The organism is Streptomyces sp. NPDC101151, from assembly GCF_044768335.1.
Lineage (GTDB): Bacteria > Actinomycetota > Actinomycetes > Streptomycetales > Streptomycetaceae > Streptomyces.
On sequence record NZ_JBIWPP010000011.1, the window covers coordinates 66,162 to 80,989 of the forward strand.

At 72.7% G+C, this 14,828-nt stretch carries 12 protein-coding genes; 9 read left to right on the forward strand and 3 right to left on the reverse strand.

Annotated elements, in window-relative coordinates; all coding sequences use genetic code 11:
* Window positions 1–73: 73 nt before the first annotated feature.
* Window positions 74–1,039 (forward strand): thiamine-phosphate kinase, encoded by a 966-nt coding sequence (locus tag ACIRU3_RS21865; RefSeq protein ID WP_385839748.1) that lies wholly within the window; start codon window positions 74–76, stop codon window positions 1,037–1,039.
* Window positions 1,036–1,860 carry a bifunctional hydroxymethylpyrimidine kinase/phosphomethylpyrimidine kinase gene (thiD, locus tag ACIRU3_RS21870; protein WP_404058592.1) on the forward strand — a complete coding sequence of 275 codons (825 nt, stop codon included), beginning with the start codon at window positions 1,036–1,038 and terminating at the stop codon, window positions 1,858–1,860. The genes ACIRU3_RS21865 and thiD overlap by 4 nt, the downstream gene beginning before the upstream one ends.
* Before the next feature lie 136 nt (window positions 1,861–1,996).
* Here the strand turns inward: thiD and rpmB are convergent, their stop codons facing one another.
* Window positions 1,997–2,182: a 50S ribosomal protein L28 gene (gene rpmB / locus ACIRU3_RS21875; protein WP_009190838.1), complete on the reverse strand. Its 186-nt coding sequence runs from the start codon at window positions 2,180–2,182 to the stop codon at window positions 1,997–1,999.
* A gap of 257 nt (window positions 2,183–2,439) precedes the next feature.
* Here rpmB and ACIRU3_RS21880 point away from each other — a divergent pair, with 257 nt between their 5' ends.
* Window positions 2,440–4,113 carry a DAK2 domain-containing protein gene (locus ACIRU3_RS21880; protein WP_404058594.1) on the forward strand — a complete coding sequence of 558 codons (1,674 nt, stop codon included), beginning with the start codon at window positions 2,440–2,442 and terminating at the stop codon, window positions 4,111–4,113.
* Between the two features lie 49 nt (window positions 4,114–4,162).
* On the opposite strand, the gene ACIRU3_RS21885 is transcribed toward ACIRU3_RS21880, so the two are convergent.
* Together ACIRU3_RS21885 and ACIRU3_RS21890 are read right to left on the reverse strand one after the other, a co-directional pair.
* Window positions 4,163–7,150: a tetratricopeptide repeat protein gene (locus ACIRU3_RS21885; protein ID WP_404058596.1), complete on the reverse strand. Its 2,988-nt coding sequence runs from the start codon at window positions 7,148–7,150 to the stop codon at window positions 4,163–4,165.
* Window positions 7,150–8,976 (reverse strand): HSP90 family protein, encoded by a 1,827-nt coding sequence (locus tag ACIRU3_RS21890; protein WP_404058598.1) that lies wholly within the window; start codon window positions 8,974–8,976, stop codon window positions 7,150–7,152. The genes ACIRU3_RS21885 and ACIRU3_RS21890 overlap by 1 nt, the downstream gene beginning before the upstream one ends.
* Before the next feature lie 202 nt (window positions 8,977–9,178).
* Between ACIRU3_RS21890 and recG the strand changes: the two genes are divergently transcribed.
* The 6 genes from recG (at window position 9,179) to rpmF (ending at window position 14,821) form a co-directional block, all read left to right on the forward strand.
* The gene (gene recG / locus ACIRU3_RS21895; RefSeq protein WP_404058599.1) at window positions 9,179–11,407 is read left to right on the forward strand and encodes an ATP-dependent DNA helicase RecG; all 2,229 of its coding nucleotides are present in this window, start codon (window positions 9,179–9,181) and stop codon (window positions 11,405–11,407) included.
* Between the two features lie 135 nt (window positions 11,408–11,542).
* Complete coding sequence (gene rsmD / locus ACIRU3_RS21900; RefSeq protein ID WP_404058601.1) at window positions 11,543–12,130, forward strand: 16S rRNA (guanine(966)-N(2))-methyltransferase RsmD; 588 nt, start codon at window positions 11,543–11,545, stop codon at window positions 12,128–12,130.
* 26 nt (window positions 12,131–12,156) lie between these two features.
* Window positions 12,157–12,636 carry a pantetheine-phosphate adenylyltransferase gene (coaD, locus tag ACIRU3_RS21905; RefSeq protein ID WP_404058937.1) on the forward strand — a complete coding sequence of 160 codons (480 nt, stop codon included), beginning with the start codon at window positions 12,157–12,159 and terminating at the stop codon, window positions 12,634–12,636.
* A 120-nt stretch (window positions 12,637–12,756) separates the two neighbouring features.
* A complete protein-coding gene (locus ACIRU3_RS21910) occupies window positions 12,757–13,857 on the forward strand; it encodes an ATP synthase F0 subunit B (RefSeq protein WP_404058603.1) in 1,101 nt (366 codons plus the stop codon).
* A 134-nt stretch (window positions 13,858–13,991) separates the two neighbouring features.
* Entirely contained in the window at window positions 13,992–14,645 is a 654-nt protein-coding gene (locus ACIRU3_RS21915) for a YceD family protein (RefSeq protein ID WP_404058605.1), read from the forward strand.
* 2 nt (window positions 14,646–14,647) lie between these two features.
* The gene (gene rpmF / locus ACIRU3_RS21920) at window positions 14,648–14,821 is read left to right on the forward strand and encodes a 50S ribosomal protein L32 (RefSeq protein WP_003951102.1); all 174 of its coding nucleotides are present in this window, start codon (window positions 14,648–14,650) and stop codon (window positions 14,819–14,821) included.
* Window positions 14,822–14,828 lie beyond the last annotated feature (7 nt).

A 14,828-nucleotide genomic window follows, 5' to 3' on the forward strand; every position in this document is an offset into this window, starting at 1 on the left:
TCACCTCGACCGTATCGGGGACACTGATGACGCGCGACCGGGCACAGCAAGGGACAGAAGGGGAGCAAGGGTCATGAAGGGCACTGTTGGTGAGCTGGGGGAGTTCGGGCTCATCAGGGAGCTCACCTCCCGTCTCACCACCACCCCGGCGGTCCGGATCGGCCCCGGCGACGACGCCGCGGTGGTCGCCGCGCCCGACCGGCGGGTGGTGGCGAGCACCGACATCCTGCTGGAGGGGCGGCACTTCCGCCGCGACTGGTCCACGGCCTACGACGTCGGGCGCAAGGCGGCCGCGCAGAACCTCGCGGACATCGCCGCGATGGGCGCCGTACCGACCGCGCTGCTGCTCGGCCTGGTCGTCCCGGCCGAACTCCCGGTCACCTGGCCGAGCGAGCTGATGGACGGACTGCGTGACGAGTGCCAGGTGGCGGGCGCCTCGGTGGTGGGCGGGGACGTCGTACGCGGGGACACGATCATGGTGTCGATCACCGCGCTCGGCGATCTGCGCAACCAGGAGCCGGTGACCCGGGGAGGCGCCCAGCCCGGCGATCTCGTGGCCGTCACCGGCTGGCTGGGCTGGTCCGCGGCCGGCTACGCGGTGCTCTCCCGCGGCTTCCGCTCCCCGCGCGCCTTCGTCGAGGCCCACCGGCGCCCCGAGCCGCCCTACCACGCCGGCCCGGCCGCCGCCGCGCTCGGCGCCACCGCGATGTGCGACGTGAGCGACGGGCTGATCGCCGACCTCGGGCACATCGCCGAGGCCAGCAAGGTGCGCATCGACATCCGCTCCGGCGCGATCGACATCCCCACGCAGATGAACGACATCGGGCAGGCCGTCGGCGTCGACCCCCTGCAGTGGGTGCTGACCGGGGGAGAGGACCACGCGATCGTGGCGACCTTCCCGCCGGACGCCAAGCTGCCGGCCCGCTGGAAGGTCATCGGCGAGGTCCTCAACCCCTCGGCGCTGCCCCAGGTGACGGTCGACGGGGCGCCCTGGACCAGCAAGGGTGGCTGGGACCACTTCGGGGACATCGAGTCATGAGCGCCTCCCGTGTGCCACCACGCGTGCTCACGGTGGCGGGCTCGGACTCCGGCGGAGGCGCGGGCATCCAGGCCGACCTGAAGACGATGCTGGCGCTCGGTGTGCACGGGATGAGCGTGATCACGGCCGTGACCGCGCAGAACTCCCTGGGCGTGCAGGGGGCCTGGGAACTGCCCGTGGAGGCGGTGCGGGCGCAGTACCGCAGTGTCGTGGACGACATCGGCGTCCAGGCCGTGAAGACCGGGATGCTGGCCTCGGCCGAACTGGTCGAGGCGGTCGCCGAGTTGATCTCCGGCACGGACGCGCCGGCCGTGGTGGACCCGGTGGGCGTCTCCAAGCACGGCGACCCGCTGCTGGCCGCCTCCGCGCTGGGCTCGGTCCGTACGAGGCTGCTGCCGGCGGCGACCGTGGCGACCCCGAACCTGGACGAGGTGGCGCAGCTCACGGGAGTGCGGGTCGAGTCCGAGGACGATCTGCGGCGGGCCGCGCAGGCCGTGCTGGAGTACGGTCCGCGCTGGGTGCTGATCAAGGGCGGGCATCTGCCCGGGGACGCAGGGCGGGCGGGCGGGAACCAGGCCGTGGACCTGCTCACGGACGGCCACGACGAGTACTTCCTGCGCGCGCCACGCCACGACAACCGGCACACCCACGGCACGGGCTGCACGCTGGCCTCGGCGATCGCGTCGGGGCTGGCGAAGGGGCTGACCGTGCCGGAGGCGGTCACGGAGGCCAAGGCGTACGTCACCGGGGCGATCGCGGCCGGGTTCGCGCTGGGCGGGGGGATCGGGCCGGTGGACCACGGGTGGCGGTTCAGGAACTGACCCGGTGGGTCAGGAACCGAACCGGCGGGTCAAGAACCGAACCGTCGCGGGACGGGACGGCAAAAAGCCGGTCCACCCTCAGGTGGACCGGCTCTGTGCAGCGAACCAGACAGCGGCCGCGCGCTCAGCTGTAGCGTCAGCGCGAGACCTTGCCGGCCTTGATGCACGAGGTGCAAGCGTTCACGCGCTTCGGCGTCCCGCCGACCACGGTACGCACACGCTGGATGTTCGGGTTCCAGCGACGGGACGTACGGCGGTGCGAAAACGAGATGTTGTTGCCGAAGCCCGGCCCCTTGCCGCAGACGTCGCAGTTGGCAGCCACGGGTCACTCCAAAGACTTCAGATGCACTTACGGGATAATCCCGGCTTGCCGGGATCGAGATCGCAGGATCAGAGATCTGAGTGGCGTTGCCAGGGGAACGGCCCGATCTGCATCGGGCAACCGGAGCAGCATACAACGACTGCGCCAGCACAACGAAACTACCATGGCAGCTCAGGGGCCCGCTCCCGGCCCTCTTCCGGAGCACACCACTCCGGGGTCTACGCTGCGTCCACGTCCAGCCAGTCAGGGAGGCGCAGGTGGCGCAGGTGCCGCAGACATTCTTCGATGCTCTCGCGGTGCGCACCTGGTGCGGTCTGGCGCTGGGTGCGCTCGGACGGGCGCGCGAGGAGATCGACGCGATCAACGTCTATCCCGTGGCCGACGGCGACACCGGGACGAATCTCTACCTGACCCTGGAATCGGCGGCGACCGCCGTGGAGGCCGTCTTCGCCGGCCATGACACGGGTGCGCGGGAACCCTCTCTCGCGGACGCCCTGCGCGCGATGGCCCACGGGGCGCTCATCGGGGCCCGGGGCAACTCCGGGACGATCCTCGCCCAGCTGCTGCGGGGTATGGCCCAGGTGCTCGCCGACGGAGAGGCGGGGGCGGCGTCGCACGTCGACGGCGCGGGGCTGCGGCTGGCCCTGCGGCACGCCGCCGACTCCGCCCGCGAGGCCGTGGCCCACCCGGTGGAGGGCACCGTGCTGACGGTCGCCTCGGCCGCGGCGGACGCCGCCGAGGGAGCCGAGGGCGACTGCGGGACGGTCGCGCGGGCCGCCTACGAGGGCGCCAGGACGGCCCTGGCGGCGACTCCGCGGCAGCTGGCCGCGCTGGAGCGGGCCGGAGTGGTGGACGCGGGCGGCAGGGGACTCGTGGCGGTCCTCGGGGCGCTGGTGGAGGCGTTCACGGGGGAGGCGGTGCGCGAGGCTCCGAAGGCGCCGGAAGCCGTCCCCCGGGCGGACCTGTGCGCCGAGGGCACGGACCTGTGCGCCGACGGTGCCGAGGCCGGCGCTCCCGCCTACGAGGTGATCTATCTGCTGGAAGCCGGTGACGAGGCCGTGGCCCGGCTGCGGGAGCGGCTCGACGCCCTCGGGGACTCCCTCGTCGTGGTCGGCGGCGACGGGCTGTGGAACGTCCACGTGCACGTGGACGACGCGGGGGCCGCCGTGGAGGCGGGCGTCGAGGCCGGGCGGCCGTACCGGATCCGGATCACGCACTTCGGGCTCGGCGACGTGCACACCGGCGGCGAGCGGCCGCCGCGCGAGCGCGCCCAGCGGGCCGTCGTCGCCGTCGTGCCCGGCGAGGGCCTGGCCGGGCTGTACACCGAGGCCGGCGCGACCGCCGTCCTCGCGCGCCCCGGGGAGCCGCCCGCCAGCGGGGAGCTGGTCCAGGCCGTACGGCGCGCCCACGCACGCGAGGTCGTGCTGCTGCCCAACGACGCCGAACTGCGCCACACGGCCGCCGCGGCCGCCGAGCAGGCCCGCACCGAGGGCATCCGGGTGGCCCTGATCCCCACCCGCTCGGCGGTCCAGGGCATCGCCGCGCTCGCCGTGCACGAGCCGGAGCGCCGGTTCGACGAGGACGTCGTCCAGATGACCTCGGCGGCGGGCGCCACCCGCTACGCCGAGGTCCTCGTCGCCGAGCACCAGTCCTGGACGACGGCCGGCATCTGCCAGGCCGGGGACGTCCTCGGCCTGATCGACGGCGACGTGGCGGTGATCGGCGCGGACGTCACCGCCATCGCCGTGACCGTTCTGGACCGCATGCTCCAGGCCGGCGGCGAGCTGGTCACCCTCGTCGTCGGCGACGAGGCGCCCGGGAGCGTCGCCGACCGCCTGGAGACGCGTGTGCGCGAGTCCTACCTCGCGGTGGACACGGTGGTGTACCGGGGCGGCCGGCAGGGGGCCTTGCTGCTCATCGGCGTGGAGTGAACCGGCGCCGGGTCACTCCCGGCCCGGTCCGCTCATTCCGCTCGTCCCCTCATGGCCCGGCCTGGTCCAGCCCGAGCATCTGGCCCGCCTCCGCCCGCCGTGCCCGGACGGTCTCGTCCGTCTCGCCGGCGTCCTCGTAGGCCGCGAGCACGGCACGCGCGCGTGCCGCCGCCTCGACGGGGCGGCCGAGGTCGGCCGCCAGCCAGCCCGCCGCGAGTTCGGCGCCGGTACGGCTGTGCAGCTCCTCCCCGCCGAGCGTGCCGAACAGCTCGGCCGCGCGGTCCATCTGGGTCAGCGCGGCTTCGAACGCGCCCCTGATCAGCCGATCCTCGTCCTCGGCCCGCTCGTCCCCGGCCTCCTCGGCCGCCGAGCGGGCCAGCAGATCGCCGAACTGGCGGTGTGTGCCCGCGAGTTCGGAGGTGAGCTGTTCCCGGGCCACCGGGTCCCCGGCGCTCTCCAGCGCGCGCTCGCACTCCCGCACCGCGTCCGCCATCAGCTCCCGCCCGTCCTCGGCTCCGCCCTCCGCGCGCAGCGCCAGCCAGGCGCGGGCGCGCAGCGAGCGGACCAGGAAGTGCGGGTTGCCGAGCGAGCGCCACAGCTCGCCCGCGCGCGCATAGGCCTGGTCGGCCTCCTCCAGCAGCCCGGCGCTGCTCAGGGACTCGGCCGCGAGGTGGGCGAGGGTGGCATGGTCCTGCTGCTCGGGCCAGTGCCGGGCGGTCTCGGCCGCCTGCAGCCGTCGTTCGGCGGCCGCCCGGTGCTCGCCCAGCTCGCTCAGACAGTCCCCGAGCCACCACTGCGCCTGTACGACGGCCCCGTCGCCGTGCGTCTCGGCGGACAGGTCGGGCAGCGCGGACTCCAGTACCTCGGCGGCCTCCGCGCACCGGCCCTCACGCAGCAGGAAGCCGCCCAGCTGGTGCCGTGCCCAGGCACCCAGGGTGGCGCTCTCGCCCGCCTCGTCGGCCCAGTGCGCGGCCTCCAGAGCGTGCTCCGCCGCCTCCCCGGCCTCACCCCGGCCGCCGATCACCTCGGCGAGCTGGAGGTGCAGCTGGGCCCGTCCGGCCGGCTCCACGTACGGCCCGCCGTGCTCCAGGGCGGCCCGCAGCGCCCGCTCGGCCTCGGCCAGGTCGCCGAGCCGATGCGCCAGTCCCGCGACCTGCACCTCGTACTCCACCACGTACCACGGCAGCCCGGCGGCCACATACTCCGCCGCCGCCCGCCGGAACAGCTCCGCCGCGCGCTGCACCTCCCCGGCCAGCTCGGCCAGCTCGGCCAGCATCGCCCGCGCCTCGGCGGCCCGCGCCGCAAGCCGCACGCCGTCCCCGGCCCGCCCGCCGACGAGCGCCAGCACCTCACGCACCGCGTGCTCGGCCTCCGCCCGCGCTTCCCGGCCCGCCGCGCCCTCGGCGCCCTCGTGCACCCGCCGCATCAGGATCCGGGCCCGGCTCATCACCACCGAAGCCGTCTGCCGCACTCCCGTGGCCTCCTCGGCGTACAGCGCGAGTGCCTCGTCGTACAGCCCGGTGACCGTCGTGAGTGCCGTGTCCACCTCGCCCGTCAGCGCGCGTATGTACGCCCCCCGCGCGCGTGCCGCCAGCGCCTCCCCGGGGTCGCCCGCCTCCGCGTACAGCGCGGCGGCCCGCTCGAACAGGGCGCTGCCCTCGGGGCCGCGGGCCATCGCCTCGTGGTCGGCGATCTCCGCGCGGTCGCGCGCGTCCAGTTCCTCGCCCTCGGCGGCCCGCGCGACCGCCGCCCACGCCTCCAGGGCGTGCGGCTGCAGGGTGTCGGACAGCCGGCGCGCCTCTATGAGCAGGGCGGACAGGTCCGGCTGCCCGGGAGCCTCGGGGGCGGGGGGCACGGGGGGCGCGGCCACGGGCGCCGGCGCCGGTCGCACCGTACGGACGCCCAGCGGCAGCCGGTCCACCAGCGGGCGCTGCGCCATCCGCGCGCGGACGCGGTCGCCCACGTACGACGTGCCGTTGCGCCCGTCGAACCGCTCGGCCAGTTCCAGGGCCTCCGCGCGCGCGTGGGCGGCCAGTTCCCGGGCGGTCCACGACCGCCCGGCGGGCCCCGGCACCCGCCGCTCGCCGAGGCCCAGCTCGGTCAGCCGGTCCATCAGCAGCGTCACCACGGCCATGAAGTCCAGCCGGCTGCGCGGATGCCCGGTGTCCGTGAAGTACGCCGGGCGCTCGGCGAGCAGCTCCAGACCGCGCGCCTCGTTGCCGGTGAGCACGCAGAACTCCACGTGGTCCGCGTAGGCGCCCCGCATGCTCTCCATGGGGCGTACGAGGCGGAAGCCGCGCAGATGGTGGGCGCGGGCCTCGTCCGGACGGCCCAGGCGCAGCAGGGGAGCCAGCGAGGAGGCGAGGACCGTGTGCGGCTCGTGGGCGCAGCTGTACTCGCCCTCCAGCACCGGCCGCCACAGCTGCAGCGCCTCCGCGTCGCTGCCGCGCCTGACCTGCCAGCTGCCCTGCCCGTGCAGCTCACAGGCGTGGCAGTCGGCCATCCGGTCCCGGTCCGCGGCCAGCCAGGCGGTGTACGCCCGCTCCGCGCGCCCCAGGTCCCCCATGTGCGCGGCCACGCTGAACTCGGCGCTGCGCACGGCCCGTTCGGAGTGTCCGGCGAGCCGGTAGCGGTGCTCCATCTCGCCGAGCCACTTCTCGATCGAGGCGAGCGGGATGTGCGGCTGGTCCAGCATGCCCGCCGACACCCACTTGAAGACCCAGTGCAGCGAGTGCGCCTCGTACTCGTCGAAGTCCTCCGGCCGTTCGTCCCACAGGCGCAACAGCCGCGCGAACGGGACGAACATCCGGTCCTTCTCGGAGCTGTAGTTGTAGACCTTCAGCTGGTGCCCGAGCGCCTCGATCACGGCGAGCGGGACGTTCAGCTTCTCGGCCTCGGCGAGCAGCTGCTCCGCGCGCGCGTTGCGTGCGGGACCCTCCGGCCGATCGGAGTTGTCCGCCATCGCCCGGCGCAGCGCGTCGAAGTCCGTGATCCCGCCGATCCCGCCGACTTCGCCGATCCCGTCGATACCGTCCATCAGCGATCGTTCTCCCCGTGTGTGGCCCACTCCAGGAGGCCGATGAACGCCCGGTTGAGCAGCGCCGAATCGGCCGGCCGGAGCGGGCGCTGCGCCATCAGCAGGGCCTGCCCGTACAGCGACTCGGTGGCGGTGCCGATCAGCTCCGGATCCCGCAGCGAACTGATCCTGCGGATCATCGGGTTGAGATGGTTGAGCACCAGACGCGCGCGCGGGGCGCTGCCGCGCAGCGAGCCCAGGATGCCCGCCCACAGGTCGTCGGCCCGCTCCTCGGCCTCGGCCCGTGCCTGCTCGTGCCGGGCGGCCCGGTCGTCCAGGTGCAGCGCGGGCACGGACAGGGGGTGGTAGGCGCGCAGTACGACGTCACAGCCCAGCGGGTCGAGCTTCGCGCGCGCGGCCGCCAGGAAGCCGGACAGCGCCAGCTCCTCGGCCGGGTCCACCGCGTCCAGGTGCGCGGTCACGGTGTCCGCGTCCAGCTCGGCGACGACCGTCCCCGGCCGCACCGACGGCAGCGCCTCGACCAGCTCGCTGTCGTACGTGTAACCGCCGTTGACCACCCCGACGCCCTGCGCCGAGGCGATCGGTGCCACCTGCCGGTACTCCTCGACCGTCCGCGTGAAGTGCACCACCGGGTGCCGCTGTGCGAACTCCTCCAGGGACAGCTGCCCGTCGGTCGTCTCGAACGGCAGCCACGGCAGCATCGTGCGCAGCATGTCGCCGTCGTGCCGGGCCAGCGACTTCACACCCAGGTGGTGCACGGCGAGGAACGCGGCAAGCCGCTCCGGATCGCCGGCCGCGAGACCCGTCAGCCAGGACCGGATCCGCTCGCCGAGCGCCTCTCGTACCGCCGCCAGGGTCTCGTCCTCGTACAGCGACTCGCGCGAGGCCGTGGGCCGCAGACTGTCGGTGTCCAGGACGCAGCGCACGAAGAACGCCCAGTCGGGCAGCAGCTGTTCGGCCCGCTCGGTCAGCAGCATGCCCTTCAGGTGCACCCGGTGCGTCGCCCGCTGCGCCGGGCTGACCGACGCCGGCAGCACATACGCCACCCCGCGGATCCCGGCCAGCGGCACGGCCAGGTCGATCGAGTCCAGCGGGGTGAAACCGAAGAGGTCGCGGCAGTGCCGGGCCAGCGCCACCCTGCGTGTGGCGGGGCTCGGATAGGAGCGGTCCCAGGGCGCCGGGAGGTCGGTGACCGCCTCCGCGCCCACCCGGACGTCGTACGGCAGCAGCGAGCCGAAGTCCCGGGCCAGGGCGAGGACCCGCTCGGGCGACAGCCACTCGGCCGCACCGGCCCGCGCCTGAAGGTGCACGGTGGTGCCCGGCTCGGGCCGCTCGGCGTCCGGCAGCGTCCGCACGGTGTACGAGCCGTCGTCGCGGGCCGTCCACTCCACCGGCGGCGCCTCGGGCGTCCGGGCGCTGCGGCTGACCACCCGGATCCGCTCGGCGACCACGAAACAGGCCAGCAGGCCGATGCCGAACTGGCCCAGGAAGTCGGAGCGGACCTCCTGCAGGCCGTCCGCCCGCTTGGAACTGCGGCCGATGGTCGCCAGCAGACTGTGCACGTCCGACTCGGTGAGCCCGACGCCGCTGTCCTCCACCCGCAGGGCACCGTCCGCGGCATGCAGCCGCACCCGAGCCGGGGCACCGGGCTCCTCGGCCCGGCGGGCGGTGATGGCGTCCACCGCGTTCTGCAGCAGCTCGCGCAGATAGACCTTCGGGCTCGAGTAGAGGTGATGGGAGAGCAGGTCCACCAATCCACGCAGGTCGACCTGGAACGTATGAGGTGACTGGGATGCCTGGGATGACTGTGAGGTCTGGGAGTCCATCGTCGCAGCGCCGGTGGGGGGAGCTCGCGTTCGGCGCGGGGTCGGGCGGTCCCGGATGGGGCGGTGACCGCGGGGGATGGCCGGAGCGCGCCATCCTAGAGCCGGAACGGGCCACCTGACCAGCACTTTCCCAGACCTGTACGGCACGCGGGGGCGAATCCGCAGCGCAGCGTCTACGGCATTGTCAGTGTGGTGGTGTGCAATGGATCTCGTGCCCGCACTGGAAGAACCACTGAAACAACCACTGAAGACAGTGCTCGGCCCCGCCACCGCGAAGGTGATGGCCGAGCATCTCGGCCTGCACTCCGTCGGCGACCTCCTGCACCACTACCCGCGCAGATACGAGGAGCGCGGGCAGCTCACCCACCTCGCCGACCTCCCCATGGACGAGCACGTCACGGTGGTCGCCCAGGTCGCCGACGCCCGGCTGCACACCTTCGCCTCCACCAAGGCCCCGCGCGGCAAGGGCCAGCGGCTGGAGGTGACCATCACGGACGGCAGCGGCCGGCTCCAACTGGTCTTCTTCGGCAACGGCGTGCACAAGCCCCACAAGGAGCTGCTGCCGGGCACGCGCGCGATGTTCGCGGGCAAGGTCTCCGTCTTCAACCGCCGCCTCCAACTCGCCCACCCTGCCTACGAATTGCTGCGCGGCGACAGCGAGGAAGCCGTCGAGACCTGGGCCGGCGCCCTGATCCCCATCTATCCCGCCACCGCCAAGCTGGAGTCCTGGAAGATCGGCAAGGCCGTCCAGACGGTGCTGCCCAGCGCCCAGGAGGCCCTCGACCCGCTGCCGCCCTCCCTCCGTGAGGGCCGGGGCCTGGTGCCCCTGCCCGAGGCCCTGCTCAAGATCCACCGCCCGCACACCAAGGCCGACATCGCCGACGCCCGCGCCCGGCTCAAGTGGGACGAGGCCTTCGTCCTCCAGGTCGCCCTGGCCCGCCGCCGGCACGCCGACGCCCAACTCCCGGCCGTGGCCCGCGAACCGAAGGCCGACGGACTCCTGGCGGCCTTCGACGACCGCCTGCCCTTCACCCTCACCGAGGGCCAGCAGAAGGTCTCCAAGGAGATCTTCGACGACCTCGCCACCGAGCACCCCATGCACCGCCTGCTGCAGGGCGAAGTGGGGTCGGGCAAGACCATGGTGGCGCTCCGCGCCATGCTCGCCGTGGTCGACGCCGGTGGCCAGGCCGCCATGCTCGCGCCCACCGAGGTCCTCGCCCAGCAGCACCACCGGTCGGTCACCGAGATGATGGGCGAGCTGGCCGAGGGCGGCATGCTGGGCGGTGCCGAGCACGCCACCAAGGTGGTCGTGCTCACCGGCTCGATGGGCGCGGCCGCCCGCCGCCACGCCCTGCTGGACCTGGCCACCGGAGAGGCCGGCATCGTCATCGGCACCCACGCCCTGATCGAGGACAAGGTGCAGTTCCACGACCTCGGCCTGGTGGTCGTGGACGAACAGCACCGCTTCGGCGTCGAGCAGCGCGACGCGCTGCGCGGCAAGGGAAAGCAGCCCCCGCACCTGCTGGTCATGACGGCGACCCCCATCCCGCGCACGGTCGCGATGACGGTCTTCGGCGACCTGGAGACCTCCGTTCTGGACCAGCTCCCGGCCGGCCGCTCGCCGATCACCAGCCATGTCGTCCCCGCCGCCGACAAGCCGCACTTCCTGGCCCGCGCCTGGGAGCGGGTGCGCGAGGAGGTGGCGAACGGCCACCAGGCGTACGTCGTCTGCCCCCGCATCGGCGACGACATCGACGAGGCGGCCGATCCGAAGAAGGCCGGCAAGCAGAAGTCGCCCGAGGACGAGGCCGAGAAGCGCCCCCCGCTGGCCGTCCTCGACATGGCCGACCAGCTGGGCCGCGGCCCGCTCCAGGGCCTCGGAGTGGAGGTCCTCCACGGTCGTATGCACCCCGACGACAAGGACGCCGTCATGCGCCGCTTCGCGGCAGGCGAAACGGACGTCCTGGTGGCCACCACGGTCATCGAGGTCGGCGTCAACGTCCCCAACGCCACCGCCATGGTGATCATGGACGCGGACCGCTTCGGCGTCTCCCAGCTCCACCAGCTCCGCGGCCGTGTGGGCCGGGGCTCGGCCCCCGGCCTCTGCCTCCTGGTCACCGAGATGCCCGAGGCCAGCGCCGCCCGCCAGCGACTGAACTCGGTCGCCTCCACCCTCGACGGCTTCGAACTCTCCCGCATCGACCTCGAACAGCGCCGCGAGGGCGACGTCCTCGGCCAGGCCCAGTCAGGCGCCCGCTCCAGCCTGCGCGTCCTCGCCGTCATCGAGGACGAGGAGGTCATCGCCGAGGCGAGGGAGGAGGCGGCGGCGGTGGTGGCAGGGGACCCGGACCTCGAACACCTCCCAGGCCTGCGCACGGCCCTGGACGCTCTTTTGGACGAGGAAAGGGAGCAGTACCTGGAAAAGGGCTAGAGGTGAGGGCTCCAAGGGGCGTGGGGAACTGCGCGATCGGCCCCCGCGGACCGCGGCGGCCCAAGGCGGCCAGGCACCCACTCCGGTCCGCCTGCCAGACTGAACCGCAAAGAAGCCCACAGAGAAGGACCCCCGATGACCCGCGTGATCGCCGGCCGAGCTGGCGGACGGCGCCTGTCGGTACCGCCCGGCACTGGAACCCGGCCCACGTCCGACCGTGCACGCGAGGGCCTCTTCTCCACGTGGCAGTCCCTCCTCGGCGGCCCCCTGGACGGCGAACGAGTCCTCGACCTCTACGCCGGCTCCGGCGCCGTGGGCCTCGAGGCCCTGTCAAGAGGCGCGGGCCACGCCCTGCTGGTGGAGGCCGACGCCCGCGCAGCGAAGATCGTCCGGGAGAACGTGAAAAACCTGGGCCTACCGGGTGCCGAGGTGAGAGCGGGCAAAGCGGAACAGATCATCAGGACACCGCCCCCGGCGCAGCCGTACGACCTCGTCTTCCTGGACCCCCCGTACGCCGTCGGAGACGACGATCTTCGGGAGATTCTGCTCACACTCCGCTCGGAGGGCTGGCTTGCCGCAGAAGCCCTCGTCACCGTGGAGCGCAGCACCAGAGGCGGCGAATTCCACTGGCCGGGCGGGTTCGAGGCCCTCCGGTCCCGTCGTTACGGCGAGGGAACGTTTTGGTACGGTCGCGCCGCCTCTACGTGCGAAGACGCACGATGACCGGACCGGAGAGCGAGGGATCACAAGTGCGCCGCGCCGTCTGTCCCGGGTCGTTCGACCCGATCACCAACGGACATCTCGACATCATTGCCCGCGCCTCCCGTCTGTACGACGAGGTATACGTCGCGGTGATGATCAACAAGTCCAAGAAGGGCCTGTTCGACATCGAGGAGCGGATCGAGCTGATCCGCGAGGTCACCGCCGACTACGCCAACGTCCGGGTCGAGGCCTTCCACGGTCTCCTCGTCGACTTCTGCAAGCAGCGCGACATCCCCGCCATCGTCAAGGGCCTGCGTGCGGTCAGCGACTTCGACTACGAACTCCAGATGGCCCAGATGAACATCGGCCTCACCGGCGTCGAGACGCTGTTCGTGCCCACCAACCCCACCTACAGCTTCCTCTCCTCCTCCCTGGTCAAGGAGGTCGCGGCCTGGGGCGGCGACGTCTCCCACCTGGTGCCGCCCGCGGTCCTGACCGTCCTCACCGACCGCCTGAAGCAGGGCTGAGCAGGCCGCCGCGGCCGCACCGACAGGTGACCGGCCGTCATCCGGTGTCGTACGGCCACCCCATGGCCGTACAGTCGTCCCGTCCGTCTCCAACACAGCTGTAGAGAGTGGCGAGCACAGGTGGACGTCCAGAACAAGCTCGACGAGATCGTCTCCGCGGTGTCCGGTGCCCGGTCCATGCCCATGTCGGCCTCGTGCGTGGTCAACCGCGCCGAGCTGCTGGCGATGCTCGAAGAGGTGCGCCAGGCCCTGCCCGGCTCCCTCGCGCAGGCGCAGGAGCTGATCGGCGACCGCGAGCACATGGTCGAGCAGGCCAGGCTGGAGGCCGAGCGGATCATCGGCAACGCGCACGCCCAGCGGGGTTCGCTGATCTCCGACACCGAGATCGCCCGCCGCTCCCAGGCCGAGGCCGACCGGATCCTCGCCGAGGCCCGCAAGGAGGCCGAGGAGGTCCGCGCCGAGGCCGACGACTACGTCGACTCCAAGCTCGCCAACTTCGAGGTCGTCCTCACCAAGACCCTCGGCTCGGTCGGCCGCGGCCGCGAGAAGCTGCTCGGCACCGGGCCCGGCCTGGACGAGAACGGCTACGAGGACGAGGACGCCCCCGAGCGCAGCCAGGACCCGGAGACCCTGCGCCACAACGCCGACGCCTACGTCGACACCAAGCTGGGCGCCTTCGAGGCGGTCCTCGCCAAGACCCTGGAGGCCGTCGGCCGTGGCCGGCAGAAGCTGCACGGCCGGATCGCCACCGACGACCTGGGCGCGCTCGCCGACGACACCACGACCTTCCAGCACTCCAGCGACGCCGACTACCTCGCCGACCTCGCGGCCCTCGCCGAGACCCCGGCCGAGCGCCCGGCGCAGCCGCAGCAGACCGAGCCCCAGCCGCCGCCGCAGCCGTCGTATGAGCCGCAGCCCGCGTACGGCTACCAGCAGCAACCCGACCCGTACGCCGGCTTCCCGCAGCAGGCCGACTACGCCCAGCAGGACCCGTACGGCTACCAGCAGGCCGATCCCTACTCCTCCGGCTCCGGCTACACCCCGGCGGGCGGTGCACCCTTCCAGGGCTATGACCCCCAGCAGGCCGCCTACGAGCCTCAGCAGCCCCAGCAGCAGCCACAGCCCCAGCAGGGCTACGCACTCGACGAGACCAGCCTCTTCGACACGGGCATGATCAGCGCGGAGCAGCTGCGGGCGTACGAGCAGGGCCGGGGCCTGTAGCGGGGCACCGGATTGGGCCCTGAGCGAAAGGTCCAGTATCCTGGCTGTTCGGTCGCGTACACGTCCGCGATCAACGCTGCCCGCGAACACCGATGGGCGGCGTCCCCTCTGAGTTCAGAAGATCGAAAGCAGGAATGGCTCCCAACGCTCGCCTCGACCACCGCAACCCCCTCGTGTTCGACACACACGAGCTGGGTCGGCGTCCGGGCGCGCTCCAGCGCCTGACCCGCACGATCGACGCCCCCAGGGACCTCGGTATCCAGGGAGTCATCGGAGTGCCGGAAGGCGCCCCGGTGGAAATCGAACTCCGGCTTGAGTCGGTCATGGAAGGGGTGCTCGTCACAGGCACCGCCCGTGCACAGGCCGAGGGGGAGTGCGTAAGGTGTCTGGAGCCGGTCGAGCTGGAGCTCGAAGCGGACTTCCAGGAGCTGTTCACGTACCCTGACGCCGACGACCGGGGCCGCGTGATCGCGGAACCGGGCGACGACGCCGAGGACGACGAGGACAGGTTCTTTCTCGAGGACGGACTTTTCGACCTCGAACCTCTGCTGCGCGATGCGGTGGTGCTCGCACTGCCGATGCAGCCGGTGTGCCAGGACGACTGTGCGGGCCTGTGCTCCGAGTGCGGAGCGCGTCTCACGGACAACCCGGACCACCACCACGACGCCGTCGACATCCGTTGGGCGGCACTGCAGGGACTCGCCGGTTCGCTCGAACCCGGTGAGAAGGACGAGATGAGCGGCGGCGCGCTTCCATCAGCGCACGCCGACGAGAAGCAGGAGAAGTAGCCGTGGCTGTTCCGAAGCGGAAGATGTCGCGCAGCAACACGCGCCACCGCCGGTCGCAGTGGAAGGCTGCGGTCCCCACCCTGGTTGCGTGCGAGCGCTGCCACGAGCCCAAGCAGCAGCACATCGCGTGCCCGTCTTGCGGCACCTACAACAAGCGCCAGGTCCTCGAGGTCTGAGCGGCTG

What these genes read in the sequence shown, in the direction of transcription:
- ACIRU3_RS21865 (WP_385839748.1), top strand. Translation starts at nt 74, where the DNA reads ATGAAGGGCACTGTTGGTGAGCTGGGGGAGTTCGGGCTCATCAGGGAG.
- thiD (WP_404058592.1), top strand. Translation starts at nt 1,036, where the DNA reads ATGAGCGCCTCCCGTGTGCCACCACGCGTGCTCACGGTGGCGGGCTCG.
- ACIRU3_RS21885 (WP_404058596.1), bottom strand. Translation starts at nt 7,150, where the DNA reads ATGGACGGTATCGACGGGATCGGCGAAGTCGGCGGGATCGGCGGGATC.
- ACIRU3_RS21890 (WP_404058598.1), bottom strand. Translation starts at nt 8,976, where the DNA reads ATGGACTCCCAGACCTCACAGTCATCCCAGGCATCCCAGTCACCTCAT.
- recG (WP_404058599.1), top strand. Translation starts at nt 9,179, where the DNA reads ATGGATCTCGTGCCCGCACTGGAAGAACCACTGAAACAACCACTGAAG.
- rsmD (WP_404058601.1), top strand. Translation starts at nt 11,543, where the DNA reads ATGACCCGCGTGATCGCCGGCCGAGCTGGCGGACGGCGCCTGTCGGTA.
- ACIRU3_RS21915 (WP_404058605.1), top strand. Translation starts at nt 13,992, where the DNA reads ATGGCTCCCAACGCTCGCCTCGACCACCGCAACCCCCTCGTGTTCGAC.